General features: G+C 70.1%; 19 protein-coding genes, 1 tRNA gene and 1 pseudogene. 10 read left to right on the top strand and 11 right to left on the bottom strand.

Annotation, left to right across the window (positions count from 1 at the left end):
• Positions 1-92: 92 nt before the first annotated feature.
• From obgE to ACFSKW_RS48775, 5 genes are all read left to right on the top strand, one after another.
• Positions 93-1,445, top strand: a complete 1,353-nt coding sequence (gene obgE / locus ACFSKW_RS48795; RefSeq protein ID WP_379581621.1) for a GTPase ObgE — start codon at positions 93-95, stop codon at positions 1,443-1,445.
• Between the two features lie 85 nt (positions 1,446-1,530).
• Entirely contained in the window at positions 1,531-2,649 is a 1,119-nt protein-coding gene (proB, locus tag ACFSKW_RS48790) for a glutamate 5-kinase (protein WP_379581619.1), read from the top strand.
• 25 nt (positions 2,650-2,674) lie between these two features.
• Positions 2,675-3,955 (top strand): glutamate-5-semialdehyde dehydrogenase, encoded by a 1,281-nt coding sequence (locus tag ACFSKW_RS48785; protein WP_379581617.1) that lies wholly within the window; start codon positions 2,675-2,677, stop codon positions 3,953-3,955.
• A gap of 51 nt (positions 3,956-4,006) precedes the next feature.
• Positions 4,007-4,183 (top strand): hypothetical protein, encoded by a 177-nt coding sequence (locus ACFSKW_RS48780; protein ID WP_379581615.1) that lies wholly within the window; start codon positions 4,007-4,009, stop codon positions 4,181-4,183.
• Between the two features lie 78 nt (positions 4,184-4,261).
• A complete protein-coding gene (locus ACFSKW_RS48775; RefSeq protein WP_379581614.1) occupies positions 4,262-6,193 on the top strand; it encodes a serine/threonine-protein kinase in 1,932 nt (643 codons plus the stop codon).
• Here the strand turns inward: ACFSKW_RS48775 and ACFSKW_RS48770 are convergent.
• Positions 6,190-6,978 carry a neutral zinc metallopeptidase gene (locus ACFSKW_RS48770; RefSeq protein ID WP_379581612.1) on the bottom strand — a complete coding sequence of 263 codons (789 nt, stop codon included), beginning with the start codon at positions 6,976-6,978 and terminating at the stop codon, positions 6,190-6,192. The genes ACFSKW_RS48775 and ACFSKW_RS48770 overlap by 4 nt on opposite strands.
• An 83-nt stretch (positions 6,979-7,061) precedes the next feature.
• Positions 7,062-8,087 carry a M48 family metallopeptidase gene (locus tag ACFSKW_RS48765; RefSeq protein ID WP_379581610.1) on the bottom strand — a complete coding sequence of 342 codons (1,026 nt, stop codon included), beginning with the start codon at positions 8,085-8,087 and terminating at the stop codon, positions 7,062-7,064.
• Positions 8,088-8,173: 86 nt separating this feature from the next.
• Here ACFSKW_RS48765 and nadD point away from each other — a divergent pair, with 86 nt between their 5' ends.
• The gene (nadD, locus tag ACFSKW_RS48760) at positions 8,174-8,788 is read left to right on the top strand and encodes a nicotinate-nucleotide adenylyltransferase (RefSeq protein ID WP_379581608.1); all 615 of its coding nucleotides are present in this window, start codon (positions 8,174-8,176) and stop codon (positions 8,786-8,788) included.
• On the opposite strand, the gene ACFSKW_RS48755 is transcribed toward nadD, so the two are convergent.
• On the bottom strand, positions 8,785-8,958 hold the full coding sequence (locus tag ACFSKW_RS48755; RefSeq protein WP_379581606.1) for a hypothetical protein: 174 nt from the start codon (positions 8,956-8,958) through the stop codon (positions 8,785-8,787). The two genes, nadD and ACFSKW_RS48755, sit on opposite strands and share 4 nt — an antisense overlap.
• 242 nt (positions 8,959-9,200) lie before the next feature.
• Here ACFSKW_RS48755 and rsfS point away from each other — a divergent pair, with 242 nt between their 5' ends.
• The 3 genes from rsfS to ACFSKW_RS48740 all read left to right on the top strand — a co-directional run bounded on the left by rsfS (position 9,201) and on the right by ACFSKW_RS48740 (position 10,423).
• Positions 9,201-9,596: a ribosome silencing factor gene (gene rsfS / locus ACFSKW_RS48750; RefSeq protein WP_379581604.1), complete on the top strand. Its 396-nt coding sequence runs from the start codon at positions 9,201-9,203 to the stop codon at positions 9,594-9,596.
• Positions 9,593-10,222 (top strand): histidine phosphatase family protein, encoded by a 630-nt coding sequence (locus ACFSKW_RS48745; RefSeq protein WP_379581602.1) that lies wholly within the window; start codon positions 9,593-9,595, stop codon positions 10,220-10,222. Before rsfS ends, ACFSKW_RS48745 begins: the two co-directional genes overlap by 4 nt.
• Before the next feature lie 128 nt (positions 10,223-10,350).
• Positions 10,351-10,423, top strand: a tRNA-Ala gene (locus tag ACFSKW_RS48740).
• Between the two features lie 208 nt (positions 10,424-10,631).
• On the opposite strand, the pseudogene ACFSKW_RS48735 reads toward ACFSKW_RS48740, so the two are convergent.
• From ACFSKW_RS48735 to ACFSKW_RS48700, 8 genes and pseudogenes are all read right to left on the bottom strand, one after another.
• Positions 10,632-10,970: pseudogene (locus ACFSKW_RS48735) on the bottom strand (protein kinase domain-containing protein); the annotation flags it as partial.
• A 356-nt stretch (positions 10,971-11,326) separates the two neighbouring features.
• Positions 11,327-12,499 (bottom strand): M6 family metalloprotease domain-containing protein, encoded by a 1,173-nt coding sequence (locus ACFSKW_RS48730; RefSeq protein ID WP_379581600.1) that lies wholly within the window; start codon positions 12,497-12,499, stop codon positions 11,327-11,329.
• An 11-nt stretch (positions 12,500-12,510) separates the two neighbouring features.
• Positions 12,511-13,746, bottom strand: a complete 1,236-nt coding sequence (locus ACFSKW_RS48725) for an alpha/beta fold hydrolase (protein ID WP_379581598.1) — start codon at positions 13,744-13,746, stop codon at positions 12,511-12,513.
• 28 nt (positions 13,747-13,774) lie between these two features.
• On the bottom strand, positions 13,775-14,761 hold the full coding sequence (locus ACFSKW_RS48720) for an ABC transporter ATP-binding protein (protein WP_435192477.1): 987 nt from the start codon (positions 14,759-14,761) through the stop codon (positions 13,775-13,777).
• A complete protein-coding gene (locus tag ACFSKW_RS48715) occupies positions 14,758-15,555 on the bottom strand; it encodes an ABC transporter ATP-binding protein (RefSeq protein ID WP_379581596.1) in 798 nt (265 codons plus the stop codon). The genes ACFSKW_RS48720 and ACFSKW_RS48715 overlap by 4 nt, the downstream gene beginning before the upstream one ends.
• Positions 15,552-16,547 carry an ABC transporter permease gene (locus tag ACFSKW_RS48710; RefSeq protein WP_379581594.1) on the bottom strand — a complete coding sequence of 332 codons (996 nt, stop codon included), beginning with the start codon at positions 16,545-16,547 and terminating at the stop codon, positions 15,552-15,554. Before ACFSKW_RS48710 ends, ACFSKW_RS48715 begins: the two co-directional genes overlap by 4 nt.
• Entirely contained in the window at positions 16,544-17,467 is a 924-nt protein-coding gene (locus ACFSKW_RS48705) for an ABC transporter permease (protein ID WP_379581592.1), read from the bottom strand. Before ACFSKW_RS48705 ends, ACFSKW_RS48710 begins: the two co-directional genes overlap by 4 nt.
• Positions 17,464-19,137, bottom strand: a complete 1,674-nt coding sequence (locus tag ACFSKW_RS48700; protein WP_379581590.1) for an ABC transporter substrate-binding protein — start codon at positions 19,135-19,137, stop codon at positions 17,464-17,466. The genes ACFSKW_RS48705 and ACFSKW_RS48700 overlap by 4 nt, the downstream gene beginning before the upstream one ends.
• 131 nt (positions 19,138-19,268) lie before the next feature.
• Between ACFSKW_RS48700 and ACFSKW_RS48695 the strand changes: the two genes are divergently transcribed.
• Positions 19,269-20,231, top strand: coding sequence for a LysR family transcriptional regulator (locus tag ACFSKW_RS48695; protein WP_379581588.1), 963 nt, complete (start codon positions 19,269-19,271; stop codon positions 20,229-20,231).
• The last annotated feature ends 106 nt before the right edge of the window (positions 20,232-20,337 follow it).

The raw sequence follows: 20,337 nt of genomic DNA, 5'->3' as shown, positions 1-20,337 counted from the left end.
TGGAGGGACGCCGGCCACGTGGGCAGGGTGGGCTCGCGTCGGCTTGCCGTACCAGACAACGAAGAAGACCCGGACGGGATGGAGAGCGGGCTGTGGCGGATTTCGTGGATCAGGTGATCCTGCATATCAAAGCCGGTGATGGCGGGAACGGCTGCGCGTCCGTCCACCGGGAGAAGTTCAAGCCGCTCGGCGGCCCTGACGGTGGCAACGGCGGCAGGGGCGGTGACGTCATCCTGGAGGTCGACGCCAACACCTCCACGCTGCTCGACTACCACCGCCGCCCGCACCGCGGCGCCGCCAACGGCAAGCAGGGACAGGGCAGCAACAGGGAAGGCGCCAACGGCGGTGACGTGGTGCTGCCGGTCCCCAACGGGACCGTGGTCAAGGACGCGAAGACCGGCGAGGTGCTGGTCGATCTGGTCGGCGCCGGCACCCGCTACGTGATCGCCGAGGGCGGTCACGGCGGTCTCGGCAACGCCGCCCTGGCGACGGCGAAGCGGAAGGCTCCGGGGTTCGCGCTGCTCGGCGAGCCCGGCGACGCGCTCGACGTGGTGCTGGAGCTCAAGAGCGTCGCTGACGTGGCGCTGGTGGGCTTCCCCAGCGCGGGCAAGTCGTCGCTGATCGCGGCGCTGAGCGCGGCCAGGCCGAAGATCGCCGACTACCCGTTCACGACGCTGATCCCGAACCTCGGCGTGGTCACCGCGGGGGAGACGGTGTTCACCGTGGCCGACGTGCCGGGGCTCATCCCGGGAGCGTCGCAGGGCAAGGGGCTCGGCCACGAGTTCCTCCGCCACGTCGAGCGGTGCGACATGCTCGTGCACGTCATCGACTGCGCGACCATGGAGCCGGGACGCGACCCGATCACCGACTACGAGGTGATCGAGGCCGAACTGCACGCCTACGGCCAGCTCGAGGACAGGCCCAGGATGGTCGTGCTGAACAAGGCGGACGTGCCCGACGCCCGTGACCTGGCCGACATCGTGCGCTCCGACCTGGAGTCGCGCGGGCTGAAGGTGTTCACGATCTCGGCGGCCACGCACGAGGGGCTGCGGGAGTTCACGTTCGCGATGGGCGAGTGGGTGGCCGCGGCGCGCGCCAGCAAGCCGGTCCAGGAGCCGACGCGGCTGGTGCTGCGGCCGAAGCAGCTCGGCACGACCGGCTTCAGCGTCCGCAAGGTCAACGACGGCCTGTTCCAGGTCACCGGAGAGAAGCCGGAGCGCTGGATCAGGCAGACCGACTTCACCAACGACGAGGCCGTGGGCTACCTGGCCGACCGCCTGGAGCGGCTGGGTGTCGAGGAGGAGCTGGTCAAGGCGGGCGCGGTCGCGGGCGCCGAGGTCGTCATCGGGTCCATGGAGGACGGCTACATCTTCGACTGGCAGCCGACGCTCAACGCCGAGTCCATTCACACGGGGCCGCGAGGCACCGACAACAGGCTCGGCTGAGTTCATGATCGCGGACAGCGGTAAGGTGTCCGCACGGCTCGGGGGAGTCCCGGGCCGCACAGCGGGCGCCGGATAGGGTCAGGACGTGCGGGAACAGATCAGCTCAGCGTCGAGGGTCGTCGTCAAGGTCGGCTCCTCCTCGCTCACCACCCCCCAGGGCGTCATCGACGTCGACCGGGTCGACGCGCTGGTCGACGTGCTGTCGGCGCGGCGCCGTACCGGCACGCAGATCGTGCTGGTCTCCTCCGGCGCGATCGCCGCGGGGCTCGGCCCGCTCGGGTTGACCGCACGTCCGCGTGACCTGGCCACCCAGCAGGCCGCCGCCTCCGTCGGTCAGGGCGTGCTCGTCGCCCGCTACACCTCCTCCTTCGCCAGGTACGGCATGCGCGTCGGCCAGGTGCTGCTGACGGCCGACGACATGATGCGCCGCTCGCACCACGCCAACGCCCAGCGCACGCTCAACCGGCTGCTGGAGCTCGGCATCATGCCGGTCGTCAACGAGAACGACACCGTGGCCACCGACGAGATCCGCTTCGGCGACAACGACCGCCTGGCGGCCCTGGTGGCGCACCTCATCCACGCCGACGCGCTGGTTCTGCTGTCCGACGTCGACGCGCTGTACGACGGGCCGCCCTCGCGCGCGGGCTCCACGAGGCTGGCCGAGGTGCGCGGCCCCGAGGACCTGGCGGGTGTCGAGCTCGGCAAGAACGGCGCGGCCGTCGGCACGGGCGGCATGGTGACCAAGGTGCAGGCCGCGCGCATCGCCACGGGAGCGGGTGTGCCAGTGGTGCTGACCGCGGCCGCGCACGCCGCGCAGGCGCTGGCCGGAGCCGACGTCGGCACGTTCTTCCACCCGGGTGGCCGCCACCCGGGCACCAGACTGCTGTGGCTGGCGCACGCGACCACCGGGCGCGGGCGGCTGACGCTCGACGAGGGCGCGGTCGAGGCGGTCGTCTCGCGGCGCAAGTCGCTGCTGCCCGCGGGCGTGGTGTCGGTGGAGGGCGAGTTCGCCGCCGGCGACCCCGTCGACCTGTGCGGGCCCCGCGGGCGGGTGGTCGCCCGCGGGCTGGTCAACTTCGACGCCGTGGAGATCCCCGGGCTCCTTGGGCGCTCGACGAAGGAGCTGGCCAGCGAGCTCGGTCCGGAATATGAACGTGAGCTCATCCACCGTGACGACATCGTCATACTGGAGTCCCACAGCTGACAGACGCGGAGAGAGGACGGGCGCGATGTCCGAGGAGTTCCTGAAGGTTGCCCGCGCGGCACGCGAGGCCGCCGCCGAGCTGGCCCCGCTGCCGCGGGCGGCCAAGGACAGGGCACTGCGCGCCGTCGCCGACGCTCTGGTCGAGCACGGCAAGGAGATCATCGAGGCCAACGCCGTCGACGTCGACAAGGCGCGCGAGGGCGGCACCTCCGAGGCGATGATCGACCGGCTGCGGCTCGACGAGGCCAGGATCGAGGCCATCGCGCAGGCCGTACGCGACATCGCCGAACTGCCCGACCCCGTCGGCGAGGTCGTGCGCGGCGGCACCCTGCCCAACGGGCTGGAGCTGCGCCAGCTCAGGGTGCCGCTCGGCGTGATCGGCATCATCTACGAGGGCCGTCCCAACGTCACCGTCGACGGCGCCGCGCTGTGCCTCAAGAGCGGCAACGCGGTCCTGCTGCGCGGCTCCTCCAGCGCCTACTCCTCCAACACCGCGCTTGTGAGGATCATGCAGGAGGCGCTGGAGGCGACCGAGGTGCCCGCCGGAGCCGTCCAGTTGGTGCCCGGGCTGACCCGCGACTCGGTCAAGGAGCTGATGCGGGCACGCGGCCTGGTCGACGTGCTGATCCCGCGCGGCGGCGCCTCACTGATCAACTCGGTGGTCGAGGAGTCGACCGTCCCGGTGATCGAGACAGGCGTGGGCAACTGCCACGTGTACGTCGACGCGGACGCCGACCTCGATCTGGCCGTGCAGATCCTGGTCAACGCCAAGGCCCAGCGGCCCTCGGTGTGCAACGCGGCCGAGACGTTCCTCGTCCACGTGGACGTGGCCGAGCGCTTCCTGCCCATGGCGCTGGCGGCGCTGTCCGAGGCGGGTGTCACCGTCCACGGTGACGAGCGTGTGGCCGCCCACGGCGGGGTGGTTCCGGCGACGGAGGACGACTACTACGCCGAGTATCTGTCGCTCGACATCGCCGCCGCCGTCGTCGACTCGCTGGAGGCCGCGGTCGCCCACATCAGGAAGTACGGCTCCGGCCACACCGACGCGATCGTCACCCGCTCGCAGGGAGCCGCCCGCAGGTTCGTCCAGCGGGTCGACTCCGCCGCCGTCGCGGTCAACGCCTCCACCCGGTTCACCGACGGTGGCGAGTTCGGGTTCGGCGCCGAGATCGGCATCTCCACCCAGAAACTCCACGCGCGCGGACCCATGGGTCTTCCCGAGCTGACCTCTACCAAATGGGTCTACACCGGAGAAGGGCATCTTCGCACGTCAAAGGGTACGGTCATCCCGGCCTCCGGCGGCTGAGACGCGTGTCTGAGTTGGCACCGGACCCCGTTCATGGTTTGACTGGCCTCCATGGCATTGGTGATAGCGATCATTTTCGCGGGTGTGGTGCTGTTCGCCGCCGACCGGTTGCTGCTGTGGTTGGAGAGTCGCGGACATATCAACTGGCGCAGGAAAGGCCGTAAGAAGCTCGCCGAGGAGCCCACGACAGGGCTCGAGGCGATGCTGTCCGACACTTCCCATCGATGACCGGCGCGCCGCGAACGTAAACGGGCGGCGCACCGCTAAGGTTGTGCCCCTTATGGGCGCGCCGAGCGGGGAGGGAGCGTGAGCAAGCTCGGCAAGGTCGGGCCTTACACCTTGCTCGAACGGCTCGGCCGTGGCGGCATGGGTGAGGTGTATCTCGCCAGCACCCGCAGGGGTGAGCACGTCGCCCTCAAGGTGCTTCACGACCTGATCGAGGATTCCGCCTCGCGCATCCGCCTGGAGCGCGAGGTACGGGCGTTGCGCAGGGTCGAGAGCCCGTACGTCGCCCGGGTGCTCGACGCCGATCTCGGCTGCGCCAGGCCGTACCTGGTGATGGAGCACATCGAGGGTGACACGCTGCTCGACCGGGTACGGCGCAGCGGGCCGCTGCGCGGCGCCGACCTGGTGGAGGTGGCGCAGGGGGTGGCGGCGGCCCTGGCGATCGTCCACGCCGCGGGAGTCATCCACCGAGACCTCAAGCCGGCCAACATCCTCATGGGCGCCGAAGGACCCGTGCTGATCGACTTCGGGATCGCGCAGGTCATCGACGCCACCAGGCTGACGATGACGGGCACCTTCCTCGGCACGCCCGGCTACGCGGCGCCCGAGCTGTTCGCCGACGAGCACGTGGGCGAGCCCGCGGACGTCCACGCGTGGGCGGCGACCGTGGCCTTCGCCGCGACGGGGCGGCCCACGTTCGGGCGGGGCACGGTCGAGGCGCAGATGTACGCCGTTCTCAACGGCCAGGCCGACCTCAAGGGTGTGCCCGCAGGGCTGCTGCCGCTGGTGCGGGCCGCGCTCAACAGGGAGCCGGGCAAGCGGCCCACCGCCGCGCTGCTGGCCGACCGGCTGGCCAGGCTCGCCAGGGCCACGGTCGCCGCGACGGACGACGACGTGAAGGCGCTCAGGGGGAGGGCGGCCGACGCGGCCAAGGCGGCGCGGACTCGCGCCGACGAGGAGGTCAAGGCCGCCAGAGGCAAGGCCGAGGAGCCCAAGGTCGTCAAGCCGCGAGTCGTGGAGGACGGCAAGGCGGTCCGGCCGAGGGCGGGCGAGGAGGGCAAGGTCGTCAGGCCGCGCCCCGCCCCGGACGACGGCAAGCCGGTCAGGCCCAGAACCCCCGACGACGGCAAGCCCGTCAGACCCAGGATTCCCGACGACGGCAAGCAGGTCAGACCCAGGATTCCCGACGACGGGAAAGCGGGCAGGTCCAGGAGCGGCGAGGACGGCAAGGCCGGCCGCTCCAGGGCCCTGGAGGAGGGCAAGGTCGTCAGGTCGCGCGTGGCCGACGACGCCAAGACAGGGCGCGGACGGGTCGCCGAGGAGCCGAAAACGGCACGCGCGCGGGCGGCGGAGGAGCCGAAGCTCGTCCGGAGCCGCATGCCGGGCGCCTCCCGGAGCCGCGCCACCGACGACGGCAAGGCGGCGGCGCGAGCGCAGGCCAGGGCGGCGCGGGTCAGGCGGACCCCGGCCGCGCGGGCGGAGGCGGCCTCGACCACCCTGCCCGCCGGTAACGCGGCCCTGCTCCTGCTGGCGGTGCTGGCGGTGCCGTGCGTGGTGGCGACGGTGATCTGGCCGATCGCGGGCGTGGCGATCACCGGGGTGTTCGTGGTGCTGGTGCGCACCGTGTGGACCGGCCACTGGATGGTGAGGAAGCGCACCTCGAAACGGGTGCGGGTGTCGCTGCGGGTGCTGCTGTTCCCGGTCGCGCTCGCCGGATCGGCGCTCACCGCGGCGGGCTGGCCCGGGCTGCCGGTCGCCGCGGCGGCCGGCGGGGTGCTGTGGATGGTGGCGGGCGGCGAGCTCGGGCCCGACTGGTGGCAGCAGCCCGCGCCGGTGACCGCGGCGGGCGTCGTGTTCGGCGTGTTGTGCGGGGCGATCACCGGCAGGGAGGTCGAGCGGGTCGGCACCCACCTGCCCGACCTGCGCAAGGAGGGTCTGCGCGCCTTGGCGGTCCTGGGCGGTTTCGTCGCCCTCTGCGCCGCCGCGGTCCGCGCGATCGCCCTCCTGCTCTAGGCCACGTCGGCGGGCTCGGCGGCCCAGGTGTTGCACGCCGCGGGGTCGCCCTCGGCGTAACCGTTCTTCGTCCAGGCCACGCGGGTGCTGCCCTTGCCGAGCCAGCGGGGTTCTCCCGGCTCGTCGCCGCCCGTCTGGGTGTAGCCCAGCACCACCTGCCAGTCCTCCGCGGAGCGGCCCTTCATCGGCCACACGCTCCGGACGAACGCGCCACCCAGGCAGTCGGACTGGAGGTTGACCCGCCGGTCCTGCTCATACATCTCGCTCTTGTTGGCGTAGGTCAGCTTCAGATAGGCCTTCTCTATGCCGACGAGGTTCTGTACGTGGATGCCGTACATGGCGGCCGTCATGTTGAACAGCCACATGTCTCCGGCGTCATCGAGCCAGTCCGCGCCCAGCTGGAAGACCAGCGTGCCGGTCTTGGGGCAGTAGTAGCTCTGCGAGTTGGAGTCTCCGATGTCGTAGCCGCAGTACTTCTTCGGGATCTTCGCCACGTGCTTCACGGTGATCTTGCGGAACGGCAGCCCCGCGGCCTTGAGGTGCCGTCCCCATGTGCGGTCCAGGCATGCCACGACGCCGTTGATGTAGGCGCGGGCCAGCGCCTTGTCGTTGCGCTTGATCGGCTTCTCCGTGCACGACGTCGCGGGCAGCGGTCCTGCCTCGTAGAGAGGGTTCGCGATGAGCTTGGCGTCGTCGATGGGACTCGCGGTCGCGGCGGTGGCCGTACCGGAAAGGGGAAGCATGACAGCGCAGGCCAGCGCCGCCATGGCGAAAGATGATCTCATGGTGCGCGACAGTAGAGGCGTGAGGTGCGCATGGAAAAGGTCTGGAAGATCTCACTTCCAGACCTTTTTCGTGGTTGTGTTGGTCAGTTGCCGTCGCGGCGGGAGAAGCGGTTGAAGATGCGCTCGCCCGCGTTGACCGCGCCCTCGGCGACGTCGCGCAGGACGCCGATGAACGGGTCCTGGGACTCCGACCAGGAGCGGCGGTAGGACTCGGCCGCCGCCTTGACCTCGTCGGTGACGCGGGCGTTGGAGTCGTCCTCGCGGCGAGGGTAGTCGCCGCCGATGATGCGCTCGTACTCGCCGCTGCGCTGCCACTTGTCGAGCTCGGCGACGCGGACCACCGCGAAGGGGTGGGTGGTGCCGAGCAGGTTGAGGACTTTCAGGAAGCCGTCCCGCAGGTCGCCCGCGGTGTCGTACTCCTGGTACTGGGCCAGGAAGGCCTCGATGTTCATCTCGTTGGTGTAGTCGCCGCCGGCGAGCTTCATCAGCGCGCGCTTGGCGGCCTCCGGGTCCTGCCCGGTGAGCAGGCCGCCGCGGTCGGCGGACAGCTCCGACTTGCGATACCACTCCTCGAGGCCCGCCACGATCGCGCGCAGGCCGATGTAGCCGAGCGGGATCCAGGCCACGCGGGTGGCCAGGCGGGTGAGGATGTCGAGCATCGTCCGGTAGACGGCGTGGCCCGACAGGATGTGCGCGGTCTCGTGGCCGATGACGAAGCGCTGCTCCTCCTCGTTCATGAGGTTCAGCAGACCCGTCGTCACCACGATGAACGGGTCGTCGAAGCCGATCGCCTTGGCCTGGACCTGCGGATCCTGCTGAACGTAGATCTCAGGGACCCGGTGCAGGTCAAGGATGTAGGCGGCGTCGCGGCCCATGTCGTACAGGGAGCGGAACTGTGTCTCGCTCACCCGCACGGCAGAGGCGAGGTACATAAGGCGCAGCCGGCGCTCGCTGATCAGCCCGGACATCTGCTTGAGAACCGTGTCGAACCCACTGAGCTTGCGCAGAGCGACCAGAGCGGACCTGTCTGCGGGGTGTTCGTAGGCACGGGACGAGATGCCGGGCAATTGCACGCGGTTGCGATCCGGGGTGGTCGTCATGTCCGGCATGCTACGTCGGCGGCGGGTGGGATGCGCGTTTCTCAGCAAGGGGGGTGCTTAATGCTTGCGTGAGGCATCCGCGTAAGGTCCGTTTCATGATGAACGCGCCCAGTGTCCAGGGAAAGAGACGCGTGGGGGTGATGGGTGGAACCTTTGACCCGATCCACCACGGTCACCTGGTCGCGGCGAGCGAAGTGGCCCATCACTTCGATCTCGACGAGGTCGTCTTCGTCCCGACGGGCAGGCCGTACCAGAAGGCGGCCAGGGAGGTGTCGGCGCCCGAGGACAGGTACCTGATGACGGTGATCGCGACCGCGTCGAACCCGCGCTTCTCGGTGAGCAGGGTGGATGTGGACCGGCCGGGGCCGACGTTCACGATCGACACGCTGCGTGACATCAAGGAGATCTACGGCCCCGAGGCCGAGTTGTTCTTCATCACCGGCGCCGACGCGCTGTCGGCGATCCTCGACTGGCAGGACGCCTCCGAGTTGTTCGAGCTCGCCCATTTCGTGGGTTGCACCAGGCCGGGGCACACGCTGCGCGATCCCGGGCTGCCGGAGGGAAAGGTGAGCCTGATCGAGATCCCCGCGCTGGCGATCTCCTCCTCGGAGTGCAGGCACAGGGTGTCGGAGGGCGAGCCGATCTGGTATCTGGTGCCGGACGGAATCGTGCAATACATCGGGAAGCGCGGCCTTTACCACGCGGGTTAGCCTCCATGGAGTGTCTGAGGAGACGCTCGACGGATCGAGCTGAAGGAAGAGTCGTGGTGGGCGCACGACGCGGAGGCCGCCGCGTCGGGGTTGTTCACGATGGTGCGCAGGTTGCCCGCGCTGATCCGCGACATGCTGGCCCTCACCTGGCGCACCAGCCGGGTGGACACGGTGGTCATGGTGGGGTGCGGCCAGTGGCAGCGCATCGCCGTGGCCGGGCGGACCGCATCTACGTCCTCGACCAGGGCAGGGTGGCGGAGGAGGGCGACCACGCGTCGTCGATGGCGCTCGGCGGGATTTAGGCCGAGATGTACGGCCTGCAGGCGCGGAGCTATATCTAGCGGCGGCCGGGGATACTATCAGGGTAAGCGTGGGCTATACACGTAGTCACACAGGAGGACAGACCCGCATCGTGACAGCATCCGAAAGATCCGTTCAGCTCGTCAGAGTCGCGGCCGAGGCCGCCGCCGACAAGCTGGCCGACGACATTCTCGCCTACGACGTGAGCGACCAGCTCGTCATCACCGACGCCTTCGTGCTCTGCTCCGCCACCAACGACCGTCAGGTGCGCGCCATCGTCGACGAGATCGAGGACAGGCTGCGCATCGAGTGCGATGCCAAGCCGGTCCGCCGCGAGGGCGAGAGGGAGGGGCGCTGGGTGCTCCTCGACTTCATCGACATCGTCGTTCACGTGCAGCACGAAGAGGACCGCACCTTCTACGCGCTCGAGCGCCTCTGGAAGGACTGCCCCGCCATCGCGCTGCCGGAGAGCGTCACCCAGACGGCCGCCCAGAGGGCCCGTACGTGAGCAAGCGGATCGTCTGCCTGCGCCACGGCCAGACCCTGTGGAATGTGGAGCACCGTTTCCAAGGCCACACCGACATCCCGCTCGACGAGACCGGCCTCGCCCAGGCGGCGAGGGCGGCTTCATTGCTGGCGTCGCTGCGGCCCACCATGATCGTCTCCTCCGACCTGCGGCGGGCCAACGACACGGCGCTCGCGGTCGGTCGCCTGGTCGGCCTCGACGTCTCGGTCGACAAGGCCTTCCGCGAGCGCGGTGGCGGCGCGTGGGAGGGCCTGACCCGCGAGGAGATCGCCGAGCGCTGGCCCGCCGAATACGTCTCGTGGGAGGCGCCCGACGGCGAGCCCGTGCCGGAGGTGGCCGACCGGGTCGGGGCGGCGCTGCGCAGATGGGCGGGCAAGCTCGACGACGACGGCCTGCTGGTCGTCGCCTCGCACGGGGCGGCGCTGCGACTCGGCATCGCCCACCTGCTCGGGCTGCCGCAGGAACTGTGGTCGGCGCTGGGCGGGCTCGGCAACTGCTCGTGGTCGGTGCTGGAGGAGGGGCGCAAGGGATGGCGCCTGCTCGAGCACAACGCGGGCACGCTGCCCGAGCCGATCAACAGCGACGACACCCCAGACGCCGCGTCCTGACCGTCGGGGGGCGTGCATGCGCTCCCTGGCGGCGGGTGAACGGCGCCCGAACTCTCGATTATGCGAATCGAGAGGGAAGGTTATATGCTCTGCGAGCGCCGCAACGGGAGGACTCGGAGCGGTGACCAGGGGCTATAGCGCAGTTGGTAGCGCACCTCCATGGCATGGAGGGGGTCAGGAGTTCGAGTCTCCTTAGCTCCACCCAAGACGTGCTGCTCGAACACCGCTCTTCGAGGGCGGAAGCGAGTACTACGGAAATGTGATCAACGGTGGTGTCCTTCAGGGCACCGCCGTTTCTGTGTTGGAGGTACAGAAGCGGGTCGCTCAGGAGATCCAGCACGGTTGCGGGCGCACAGCGGAAGTCGATGACGCGCGGGCCGTCGTGTGCCAGCAGGATGTTGGCGGGTTTCAGGTCGCGGTGGATGACTCCGGCGCGATGAATGGCCTCCAGCGCTTCCGCCAGGCCGACTGCGAGGATATGCAGAGAGTGTTCGGGCAACGCGCGGTGATGATGGAGGACGGTGCTGAGGGAGGGACCTGGCACGTACGCGGTGACCAACCAGGGGGGCTCGCCGTCAGGATCGGCGTCCACCACGGGGGCGGCGTGGAAGCCGCTGACGCGCTTGGCCGCCTCGACCTCCTGGGCGAACCGTCGCCGGAACTCGATGTCGCGACCCAGTTCACGCCGTACGAGCTTGACGGCGACGGCCCGGCCGGACGGCGACAGCCCCCAGAAGACCTCGCCCATGCCGCCGGCACCAAGCCTGCCGCCCAGTCGGTACCGTCCGACCTGCTGTGGATCGCCTGGAGCCAGTGGATCCATGGATTCCCCTCGTCGGCCGAGCGTCACGCGTACATCTCTGGCGGGTTCCCTTCCGTTACGGGCTGTATCCCTGACCGGTCGGACCTTGCTCAAGGCGCCGAGGAGTTCGGTCCTGGTGGCGTTGACCGATTCGATGAGCTGACGGATGGGCTTGAGGAACTGCTCGCCCCGTCCCCGGACGGGGACGGAGCGGCCGCCGCCGCGCCGGTGAGGCAGACCACACCGGCCGACGAGATGATGATCGGGAGAACGCCTCATGGCGAACTCCGGTCGATACAGGGTCAGACACCGAGCCGATCGACCCGGACGAGGTCTCCCTTGACCTCGACGCGCACCTTCGCCGACTCGTCGGTGAAGACCTGGCCGGGGCCGTAGGCGCCGTCGTCGAGGGCGTGGCAGCCGGCCGGCGGGACGGCGTCAGGCTTGGCGTCCATCACGCGGATGGGCCCCTCTCCGGTGGCCACCGCCGAGTCGACCTTGTAGATCACCATCCCGCCCGAGCACTCGCTTCCCTTCCGGGACTCGATGGCGTAGGCGCTCGTGTCGCCGGTCCTGACCACGACGAGCTTGCGCCCGCCAGGCCGCTCGACGGGCGTGAGCCGGTAGGTTCCGCCAGAGGCGGGCACGCACGCCACCTGGCCGTCGGAGATCCAACCGAGCTTCCACGCGTGCCACGCGAAGGGCTGCGGTGAAGGGCCGCTGATCAGCCCCATCACGTCCCAGCCGCCGACGAAGCGGTGGTAGTCGGGCCCGGTGAAGGAGTAGAGGTCGGGCAGGCCGAAGATGTGGCCGGTCTCGTGCGCGAGCACCTTGTGACCCCAGCGCCACATGTCCTGGCCGAACGTGACGCCCCACTTCACCTCGGCGCCGTCGGCGACCACGCCGCTCTGGGCCGGGTCCCACAGGTAGGTCGGTGAGAACCGCACCGCCGCCGCGTTCCTCGAAGGGACGATGTAGACGATGTCGTAGGCGGAGAAGTCCACCTCGGCGTCGGCCGCGGCCACCGCCTGCCGGACGTAGAGCCGGTGCTGCTCGTAGCTGATCCCCCTGTCGAAACCGTACGTGGTGCTGTCCTGCGGCATCCTGAACCACGTGTGCACCGGGGTGATGCTCAGCCGCGCCCTGCCGTACGACGCGGCCGCGAGCCACTTCTCGGCGGGCGCGAAGTGATCGGCGTACTGCACGGTGCCGCCCTCGGCGGCCGCGTCGGGGAAGTCGACGAACAGCATGACGGCCCTGATCCGGCCGGTCGCGGCGCGGAACTGCCGGTGGTCGGTGTCGTGGCCCTCGTCGGTCCAGCCGGTACGGCCGGGCAGCGCGCACGCGCGAGTCTCAGTGGCGCGAGTCTCAGCGGCGCGAGTCTCAGTGGCGCGGGGCGCGGCGGCGTGGGCGGACGCCGGGACCGCGAGGACGGACGCGGCGAGTGCGGTCGCCAGCACTAACGGACGCAACATCGGAAGTCCTTTCAGATCGCTAGTTCCATGAGACGGGCGAGCACGCGTTCGCCCGAGGCGGTGACCCCGTCGTGCTCCCACTCGTTGGTGACCCAGGCGCGCACGTTGCCGACGGCCTGAACGGTCTCCAGTGACAGGCCCGCGTCGACGTACATGTCGTCGTGGTACACCACGGCCGCGACCGGCACCTGGTTGGCGGCCAGGCGGTCGAGGTCGTACAGCGCGGGCCAGTCCTCCACGCGGGCGAGCCGGTCGGCGGCCTCGGCGAAGGGACGCAGCGCCGCGACCTCCTCGAACATCCAGGGGTAGATCATCTCGCCGGTGAACAGCAGGGAGTCGGCATGCCGGCCGAAATGGGGGAAGTCGGCCAGGGCCCGCTCGGCCGCCCAGGCGGTGGGCTTGGCGCCCTGGCCGTAGATGCTCTCCTGCAGCACCGCGAAGAGCGGGTTGCCGGTGAAGCCGGTGAGCTGCATGACCTGGTAGAGGAAGTCGTGCGACAGCTCCGCACCGTCGAAGGCGTCCTCCATGAGCCAGTGCACCCGATCGAACCCGTTCCCCATGCCGAAGGCCAGGCCGAGCGTCCTGAACCTGTGCGGGGTGAGCAGGTCGCCGTCGGGCAACCTGACGCCGCCCTCGTGCAGCCGGTCGAGGACGCGCCCGACCCTGCCGGTGTCGGAGGGATGGCGGGAGTAGTACTGCCTGACCTTGGCCGCGACCCTCGGGTAGGTACGGGCGTAGACCTCGTCGGCGGTGGCGGTCAGGCCGGGCAGCCCGCCCGTGACGTAGCAGGCCTTCAACGCCTCGGGCGCCGTCGACAGGTATGTCATCGTCAGGAAGCCGCCGTAGCTCTGGCCCAGCGTCTCCCACCGCTCGACACCGAGCCGCCGGCGGATCAGCTCGCAGTCGGCCACGATCGAGTCGGCCCTGAAGTGCCGCAGGTATCCGGCCAGGTCGCCGACCCGCTCAGGGGTGCGGGGCGTGACGGGGGTGCTGCGGCCGGTGCCGCGCTGGTCGAGAAGCAGCACCCGGTGCGTCCTGAGCGCGTGAGCGAGCCAGCCGTCCGTGCCCAGCGGCCTGGGCGAGCGACCACCGGGACCGCCCTGAAGGTAGAGCAGCCATGGCAGGTTCTCCGCCGCCCGCGCGGCGTCGGCCACCTCACGGGCGAACACCTCGATGAAAGGGCCGCCTGGGTCGGTGTGGTCGAGCGGGACGGGGAAGACGTGGTCGGCCAGGTGAAGCCTGGTCACGGGACTCCTTTCGCCGGGCGGGGGCCGATCATCGGGTGGTGTCGCGGGGCGGATCGAGAGGGAAATGGCAGGCGACCCGATGGCCGGGTGCGACTTCCGCCAGCGCGGGCCGCTCCAGCGCGCATCTCTCGGCCGCTCGCGGACATCGGCTGCGGAAGGGGCACCCGCTGGGCGGGTTCGCCGGGCTGGGCAGGTCGCCGGAGAGCACGACGCGGGGCCTGGCCCGCTCGATCCTCGGGTCGGGGATGGGTACCGCGGCCAGCAGCGCGGCCGTGTACGGGTGGGAAGGACGGGCGAAAAGCTCGTCACGGTCGGCGATCTCCACGACCGTGCCGAGGTACATGACCGCGATCTTGTCGCACACCTGGCGTACCGCGCCGAGGTCGTGGGCGATGAACACGTAGCTGAGCTCGAACTCCTCCTGCAGGTCGCGCAGCAGGTTGAGGATCTGCGCCTGGACCGAGACGTCGAGCGCGGACACCGGCTCGTCGCAGACGACCAGCTTCGGGCGAAGAGCCAGCGCGCGGGCGATGCCGATGCGCTGTGCCTGCCCGCCGGAGAACTGGTGCGGCAGCCGTTCGGCGTGCTCGGGGCGCAGCCCCACCCGTCGCAGCAGCTCGCCGATCCGGCCTGGCTCCGGCTTGAGGCCCTGGTAGCGGAAGGGGGCCGACAGGATCGCCTCGACGGTCATGCGGGGGTTCAGCGAGGAGAACGGGTCCTGGAAGATCATCTGGAGGTCGCGGCGGACAGGGCGCAGGGCGACCTCGCCCATCGTGGTGATGTCCAGCCCGTCGAAGCGGACCCTGCCCCCGGTCGGCTCGGCCAGCCGGGTGATCAGCCTGGCCGTGCTCGACTTGCCGCAGCCCGACTCGCCGACCAGGCCGAGCGTCTCGCCCCGCCGTACGGTCAGGGAGACGTCGTCGACCGCGGTCAGGTGGCCGGTGACGCGGCGGGTCAGCGGGTGGCGCATGGGAAAGCGCTTGACCAGGCCTTCGGCTTCCAGCAGGGGGGTCAAAGGGTCTCCAGACGGTCGGGCACGGGCCGGTCGATCCTGGGGACGGCGGCCAGCAGGCGGCGGGTGTACGGCTCACGAGGGTCCTCGAACAGCGCGTGCACCTCTCCCCGCTCGACGGCCCGCCCGCCGTACATGACGACGACCTCGTCGGCTGTCCCCGCGACCACGCCGAGGTCGTGCGTGATCAGCAGGACCGCGGTGCCGTACTCCTCGCGCAGCGTGTCGAGCAGGGCGAGGATCTGCGCCTGCACGGTCACGTCGAGCGCGGTGGTCGGCTCGTCGGCGATGATCAGCTCCGGCTCCAGGCACAGCGCCATCGCGATCATCACGCGCTGCCGCATGCCGCCGGAGAACTGGTGCGGGTAGTCGCGGGCGCGCCGCTCCGCCTCGGGGATCCCGACGCGTTCCAGCATCCGGACCACGATCGCCCGCGCCTGTCTCCTGCTGGTACGGCGGTGCGCCCGGTAGGCCTCGGCGATCTGGAAGCCGACCGGGTAGTAGGGGTTGAGCGACGACAGCGGATCCTGGAAGATCATCGCCAGCCGGTCGCCGCGCAGCCTCCGGACGGCCCGCCGGTCGCCGGCGAGCAGTTCCTGGCCGTCGAACCAGATCTCGCCGCCGGTCGTGGCGCCGTTGAGCAGGCCCATGACGGCGAGGCTGGTCACCGACTTGCCGCAGCCCGACTCGCCGACCAGTCCGAGCACGCGTCCTCGTTCCAGGCTGAAGGACAGTCCGTCGACGGCCCTGGTCTCGCCGAAGGAGACCGTGAGGTCCTTGACGTCGAGCAGTGTCACGAGGCCCCCAGCCTGATCCGCGGGTCGAGCACCGCGTAGAGAAGGTCCACGACCACGTTCGCGAAGACGATGAAGGCCGCGGCGAACAGCGTCACGCCGAGGATCACCGGCTGGTCCGAACTGTTGATCGCGTCGGCGGCAAGCTTGCCCACGCCGGGCAGGCCGAACACCGACTCGGTGATCAGCGCGCCACCGAGGAGCGCGCCGAGGTCCATGCCGAAGACGGTCACGACCGGGGTGAGCGCGGGCCGTAGCGCGTGCCGCCGTACGACGACGTGTTCGGGCAGGCCCTTGGCCCGGGCGGTGCGGACGAAGTTCTGGTTCAGCGCGCCGATCAGCTCGGTGCGCGTCAGCCGGGCGTACATGCCCGCGTAGAGCGCGGCCAGTGCGATCCACGGCATCAGCATCGAGGCGGACCAGCCGGCCGGATCCTCCAGCAGGCCGACGGCCCTCGGATACGGCAGGACGTCGAATGCCACGACGAGGAGGTACTGCAGGACGAGCGCGGTGAGGTAGATCGGCAGCGAGATGCCGCCGAGCGCGGCCCCCATCGCCGTCCTGTCCCACCACGAGCCCTTGCGCAGCGCGGCGAGCACCCCGGCGGCGACGCCGACGAGCAGCCACAGCACGGCCGCGCCGATCGCGATGGACGCGCTCACCGGCAGTCTGGCGACCAGAAGTTCCTGCACGGGCACATTGGTCTGGAAACTGAAGCCGAGGCAGGGAAAGGGACACTCGATCGCGGTCGATCCCGTGCCGTAGGTGCGCCCGGCGAAGATGCCCCGCACATAGGAGGCGAACTGTTCGGGGACCGGCGCGTCGAGGCCGAGCTGGCCCCGGATCTGCTCGATCCGCTCGGGGGTGCAGGCCTTGCCGCACGCCTTCTGAGCGGGGTCGTCCGGCGCGATGTAGAAGATCGCGAAGGTGAGCGCGCAGACGACCAGCAGGATCGCGGCGGCCGCGCCGAGCCTCTTGAGGAGATAGGCGATCACCGGACGTCTCCGAACGCGTCGCCGACCAGATTGAACGCCAGCACGGTGACCAGCAGGAACAGGCCGGGAACGAGGAAGTAGACGGGGTCGGCCGCGTACCAGGGCACGGCCGAGGCGATCATCTGGCCCCACGAGGGGGTCGGCGGGCGCACCCCCACTCCCAGGAAGGACAGGCCCGCCTCGGTGGCGATGTAGCCGGGGATCGACAGCGTCGCCACGACCATGATCGGCCCGGTGAGGTTGGGCAGGACCTCCCTGAACAGGATCGTCCTCCGGGTGGCGCCCAGCACCCTGGCCGCCTCGACGAACTCCCTGCCGGCCAGCGCCATGGCCTGACCGCGGACGATCCTGCCGATGTACGGCCAGCCGAACAGGCCGAGCACGGCGACCAGCATCAGCTCCCTGTCGCCGTCGGGGGCGACGGACATGAGCGCGATCATGAAGATCAGGCTCGGAAAGGACATCAGCAGGTCCATCACACGGCCGATCACCATGTCGGCCCAGCCGCCCAGGAAACCGGCGACGAGGCCGAGCACGGTGCCGATCGTGGTGGACAGTACGGTGGCCAGCAGGGAGATCAGCAGGGAGAGGCGGGCGCCCCAGACGACGCGGGCGAGCACGTCGCGGCCCGTGGCGGGTTCGACGCCGAGGGGGTGTTCGGCGCTGATCCCGCCCCACGGGCCCTTCGGCAGGCCGCCCAGGGCGGGGTCGATCGCCTCAGGGTGGAACTCGGTGGGCGACTGGCCGGTGAGGGCGGTGATCAGAGGGGCACCGAGGGCCATGAGCACGAGGAGCGCGATGACCGTGACACCGGCGGTGGCGGCGCGGTCGGCCAGGACGCGCCGGGCGAGCTGCCGCGCCGGTGAGACGGCGACGTCGGGCTCGCCCGCTGGTATGCCGGCCGCCTGGGTGAGCGTCATCGGGCGCTCTTGAGACCGACCGTGGCGAGGTCGACCCGCCCGACGTAGGCGACGTGCCCGTAGGCGCCGGTCACGTTCGCCCCGGTGAGGAAGGCCGACTTGTCCCACAGGAACGGCACGATCGGCGCGTCCTGCATGATCCGTGTGGCCAGCTCGCCGTAGGCGGTCGCGGCGGCGTCGGCGTCCGTCATCGCGGCGATCTCGTCGAAGCGCTTGTTGACCTCGACCGAGTCGTAGTGCGCCCGGTTCTGGTTGCCCTGCTTGACGATGAGCCGCCCGTCCAGGATGTTCGGCAGGTAGGTCGAGGCTCCTGTCCAGTCCGGCGTCCAGCCGTCGATGACCAGGTCATGCTGCTGGCTTGCGGTACCGACCGTGCTCCAGAACGCCGACGAGCTGATCTCGTTGATCTTCACCCTGATGCCGGCCCGGCCGAGGGAGGCCTGGATCGCCTCGCCTTGCGCCTTCCCGCCGGGCGTGGCGGGGGCGTCGAGGGTGAGGTCGATGCCGGAGGCGAATCCCGCCTCGGCGAGCAGTGCCTTGGCCTTGGCCACGTCGGCCGGGTACGGATCCTCCTTACGGTGGCCCGGGATCGCCGGTGGCAGGAGGGTGGTCGCGATGTCGCCCGCGATGGGCCCGCCGCGCACGGTCCGCAGCGCCTCCTTGTCCAGCGCGTAGGCGATCGCCTGCCGTACCTTCACCTGGTCGAGGGGTTTCCTGCTGGTGTTGAGCGAGAGGAACCTCGTGTTGATCGACTCACCGGTGACCAGGCGTTCCTTGAGCGCCGGGTCGGTGAGCACCTGGGCGACGGAGGCGGCGCCGATCGGCTCGTACTGCACGGCGTTGGCGTCCTCGCCCTGGCCCGCGATCATCCGCTGATCGATCACGGCTGGATCGAGGTTGAGATCGATGACGATGCGGTCAGGCAGTCCCTTGCGCACGGTGTCGGTGGCACGGTTCCAGTGGTCGTTGCGGACGAGCTCTATCCGCTTCTTCGGCTCGAACTTCTCGATCTTGTAGGGGCCTGAGGAGAAGGGCCGGTTGTCGTAGGCGACCCCGGCCTCCTTGTCCTTGGGCACGGGCGCGAAGAACGGCATCGAGACGGCCGAGCCGAAATCGGCGACCGGCCGGTTCAGCCGGAACACGATCGTCCGGTCGTCGGGCGTCTCGATCGACTTCAGGTCCTGTCCGTTGAGCGGGCCCTTGTACGTGTCACCGCCCCGCAACCACATCCGCGCGTACGGCGGGCCTTCGGGGAACTCGGGGGCGAAGGTGCGCTCGACGCCGTACTTGACGTCTTTGCTGGTGATCGGCCGCCCGTCTTCGAACTTCACGCCCTCCTTGAGGGTGAAGGTCCAGGTCCTGGCCCCGTCGGCGGGGGTGCCGAGATCGGTCGCCAGGTCGGGGACGATGTCGCCGCCCGCGGGACCGGGCGCCGCGGCGTTGGTGGTGAGCGTGCGGTAGATCAGCCTGCCGACGTCCATCGACGAGGTGACGTAGTTGCGTGCCGGGTCCAGGTGCTCGAGGTCGATGCTTGCCAGCACGTGCAGCACACCGCCCTTGGCGCTCGCCGTGCCCTGCGGAGCCGCGGCCGTACCGGCACCCTGACCGCAGCCGCTCGCGACACCGGCGAGACCGATCACGAGGGCGACCAGGCCGCGTTTTCCTGACATGTCGCTCTACCTCCCGTTTTGTACCATTGCCATATGAAATGGCACATATCGTTATGGGCCTCCCGGGTGGGTAGATAGTCGTCGATCCGTTCACCAGGATGAAAGCTCCTATTTCCCCATAACATTGGGTTATGGAGGTGGAGATCCGGCACCTGCGCATCATCTGCGCCATCGCCGAGTCAGGCAGTCTGACGAGGGCAGCCAAGACGCTGCGCCTGTCCCAGCCCGGCCTCACCGCGCAGCTCCGCCGCATCGAGACCATGCTCGGCGGCACGCTGTTCGAGCGGGCCGCGCAGGGCGTGCGGCCCACCGCGTTCGGCGAACTCGTGCTGGCCAGATCGCGAGCCGTCCTGCCCGCCATCGACGACCTGGTCTTCGGACTGCGCGCGTCCGCCCGGAACAGGACGTTGCGCATCGGCACGGTGAACGCTCCGCTGCTGGCCGGGCTCTTGACGTGGCTCGAGGCGACCCATCCGGAGGCCGTGGTGACCACCGTCACCCGCGGCGCCTCGACCAGGCTCGTCGAACTGGTCGAGGCCGCCCAGCTCGAGCTCGCGGTCGTGGGCGACTGTCCCGGCTTCGAGCTGGCGGCCGGCCCCGGCGTCGTCCTGCAGCCGGTGGCGAGCGAGCCCGTCTTCGCGATGATGGCCGTAGGCCACCCCCTCGCGGCCAGGACCGAGGTCACCCTCGCGGAACTGGCCGCCGAAGACTGGATCGCGCCACCGCCCGACGACGACCGGATCAGGGAGTACTGGACGACGATCTTCCACGACGCGGGGCTGGCCATCAGGGTCAGGCACGAGGTGGAGGGGACGGTCCTGCTCGACCTCGTGCTCGCGGGGCGGGGAGTCAGCCTGTGCCAGGCGACCTCGCGCCAGTCGCCCGGTCTGGCGATCAGGCCGATCGCCGGCAACCCGCTCTGGTACCGGCACCTGCTGGCCTGGCACCGCGACGGCCCCTTCCCCGCGGTGGCCGCCGAGGTCGCCGAGCAGGCCCGGCGCGCCTACGACGAGGCGAGCAGGCGCAACGATGCCTACCCGGCGTGGCTGGCCGGCGATTCGAACCGGCCGAACGCGCCGCGCCACTCGAGATGATCGAGAGAAATCGACATGTACGGACGCACCCCCAACCCCCGCCACGCGTCCGGTGGTGCGCATGCCCGACCAGGGTTCCAACAGATCCTGATCGCCGTCGGTGTGA

This window comes from Nonomuraea mangrovi (assembly GCF_042681425.1).
Lineage (GTDB): Bacteria > Actinomycetota > Actinomycetes > Streptosporangiales > Streptosporangiaceae > Nonomuraea > Nonomuraea mangrovi.
This window is presented reverse-complemented; position numbering and strand designations above follow the sequence as displayed.